Origin of the sequence: Terrisporobacter muris (genome assembly GCF_024621905.1) — a bacterium.
GTDB lineage: Bacteria > Bacillota > Clostridia > Peptostreptococcales > Peptostreptococcaceae > Terrisporobacter > Terrisporobacter muris.
On record NZ_JANKBY010000400.1, the window covers coordinates 1 to 2,815 of the forward strand.

General features: G+C 25.7%; 3 protein-coding genes and 1 pseudogene. 1 reads left to right on the top strand and 3 read right to left on the bottom strand.

The features are described from left to right. The first annotated feature begins 471 nt into the window (after positions 1-471). Positions 472-747, top strand: a complete 276-nt coding sequence (locus NSA58_RS18360) for a hypothetical protein (RefSeq protein ID WP_039678653.1) — start codon at positions 472-474, stop codon at positions 745-747. Positions 748-1,013: 266 nt separating this feature from the next. Here NSA58_RS18360 and NSA58_RS18365 read toward each other — a convergent pair whose 3' ends face one another. The 3 genes and pseudogenes from NSA58_RS18365 to NSA58_RS18370 form a co-directional block, all read right to left on the bottom strand. Beyond that, complete coding sequence (locus NSA58_RS18365; protein ID WP_257560808.1) at positions 1,014-1,451, bottom strand: IS3 family transposase; 438 nt, start codon at positions 1,449-1,451, stop codon at positions 1,014-1,016. Between the two features lie 30 nt (positions 1,452-1,481). Further along, a pseudogene (locus tag NSA58_RS21070) lies at positions 1,482-1,826 on the bottom strand (HTH domain-containing protein); the annotation flags it as partial. Positions 1,827-1,966: 140 nt separating this feature from the next. Further along, a complete protein-coding gene (locus NSA58_RS18370) occupies positions 1,967-2,788 on the bottom strand; it encodes a hypothetical protein (RefSeq protein ID WP_039679182.1) in 822 nt (273 codons plus the stop codon). Positions 2,789-2,815: the final 27 nt, after the last annotated feature.

Below are 2,815 nucleotides of genomic sequence, written 5' to 3' on the forward strand. Positions count from 1 at the left end.
TATTTTGAATTATACTTTGGCAATATATATTATATTTGAGCAATATGATAAGATAATTTATAGCTAAAATATGGTAAGCAAAAGACGAGTGGGACAGAAGATGAAAAAATTATAATTATGGGGTTGGTAATTATAATGTCTGTGACTGGATGCACAGCAAAAGGAGATGTTAGTCTAGAAGATTATTTTGGTGAATTGATAAATAAACCATTTAAATAAATTTCTATGGATAAAGTTAAAAATCATTAAAAGATTTTGAGTATGAATACGAATTACATGAATATTCTAAGGAAGATACATCTGGATTTGAGGGGGATATGGAAATACCAGATATATCAGATAACAAGTTTAAAGATAAAGTGTCAAATTTTACAAAGGGTGAGAGATAAGGATTTACATAAAAGTAGATCTATATATTAATTACTACAAAAGTAATAAAAAAGTAGTTTATAATTTATTTGAGGTGATAAAATGGATAAGGATATATTTAATAAACTAGATATTATGGATCAAATAGCATTTGTAAATAAAAAACTTAAAGAAGGATATAGCTTATCAAAATTAGATAATGAAAATATAATTAGTTCGAGAAAAACTGTATCAAATAGATTTAAAAAAGTGGGATATGAATTAAATAAGGGAAGTAATCAGTATGAAAATACTATTGAAATAGTTAAGCCAAAAGATAAAGAAATAATCACCACAAATACACAAAAACAAGAAAGTAGTAAAATAGTAGTACGGTGAGATCAAGTAAATAACAAGGCTTTAGAACAACTTATATTAAATTATGCTGATATGAATGATAAATTGAATGAGGTTTATAAGTGGTATCAAGAAAGTAGTAATATATCAATAGTTTTAGTAGCAATTTTTATAGCTAAACTTTTTGATAAATAATGTGATAATATTTCATTAGTTGATGAATCTTTTATCGTAGATAAATATGCCATTTTTCCATTGCCATAAGGCATATACGTGATATCTATTAACAATAATTTCCGTGGTATATTTTACTTGAATTCTCTATTTAATTTATTTAGAACAACCCTATGCTCTTTAGTTGCCTTAGCTATACGTTTATAAGGATTAGATTTACGTATTGGACAAATAATATTATATTTGCGCATTATTCTTTGGATTTTCTTTCTATTCATTATTACTCCAAATTCATTTTCTAATGTCATTTTTATAGATCTAGATCCTTTCTTATATCCACGATGATTAAACGCTTTTAAAATAATATCTCTTGACTTTAAATCGTTATCTTCCTTAGTATTTCTGTAGGTCTGTGTATTTAGAAATTTATGAAATCCTGAAGTGGAAACATTTGAAATTTTGCATAGTTGTTTGGTCATTTCTTTTAAATTAAACTTAGAAATCAAATTATATATCAATTCAAAAACTTTAGATGGCTTTAATTTATTATCTCTCACCTGCCTTTCGTTCACTTCTAACTTTTTTACAAGTTCAAGCTCCGCTTTTAAATATTCAATTTCAGTATCTTTTTTTGCTAAAATTTCTTCTAATGTTAATTCACGATTAAGAGTTCTACACGAATTTAATGTTCTTGTATCATCTAAACCAAGAACACCTTTATCACTATATGATTTTCGCCATCTACGACTAGAGGATTTAACACGTTCAATTCCAACTATATCAATATCAAATCCAGCATCTTCAAATATCTGTCTAGGTGTTTTCCCTATTTCATATTCATCAATAAAATGTAATTTAAATTCATTAGTATATGTAATTCCTTTTTCAGTTATGTTCTTAACATATTTATTTATAGATAATTTCTTAATTTCTTCACTTGAAAATATTTTTTACTCATAATAATTCAACTCATTTATAACTATTTTACATAAAAATAAATCCTATACAAGTAGACACGTTTTTTTCTCGTGTCCACTGTATAGGATCCACTTTATTTTGAGACGGAGTTTTTTATTATATATTTAACTTAAAAATCATTATTTGAAATTTGTCTTGGCCAAGAAAGTAAAGTTTTTCTAGATATCTTTAATTGTTTTTTATCTGGAAAATTCAAATCACAAAAATAGTTATGGTAATTTGCAGTCCAAACATACTTATCCCATACTCTTATATTTGTCTTATGTATTTCTAACATTTCTTCTATTTTTTCTTTATGTCTAAGCAGTAACTCCAATTGAATTCTCTCAAATTCATATTCATTATTGCACTCAGTATAATATTTAAAAATAGTATTTAAATAATTTAAGAACCATTGACCATCATTATCTATAAGTATTTTATTATGTTGTGGAGCTATATCATAATAATTTATATATTTTTGTAGTCTTGTTACTGTTTTATCATCTAATATTATTCTTGGATAGCAGGCTAATTTACTTTCAGTATTATGTGCATCCAAAAGAGCTGGACCAAAAACAATATCTTCATTTATGTAAAAATCACCTACACTTACTCCACCTCTAACAAAAAGACCTTCCAATGATAAGTTGAACTGATACTCTGATACATTATCTAATATTTCATCTAATTCCTCTTCACCATCATCTTTAATTGGGTATCCAACAATCATATTGTCAGTATAGATTTTTATTTTACCTTGACTGTATTTATTAGGAATGATACATTGTTTATTTTTATTTATAAGATAATTAATCTCCCTAAGTAATTGACTTCCACTACCATTATTACAAGAATCAACTATCATCTGCGAAAATCCTAATATATCTATAGCACAAACAATAGAATTAACTAGTTGAGGATTTTCTTGATTATATTTTTGCATATTCATTTTAACACCTCTTTATCCACACTACTT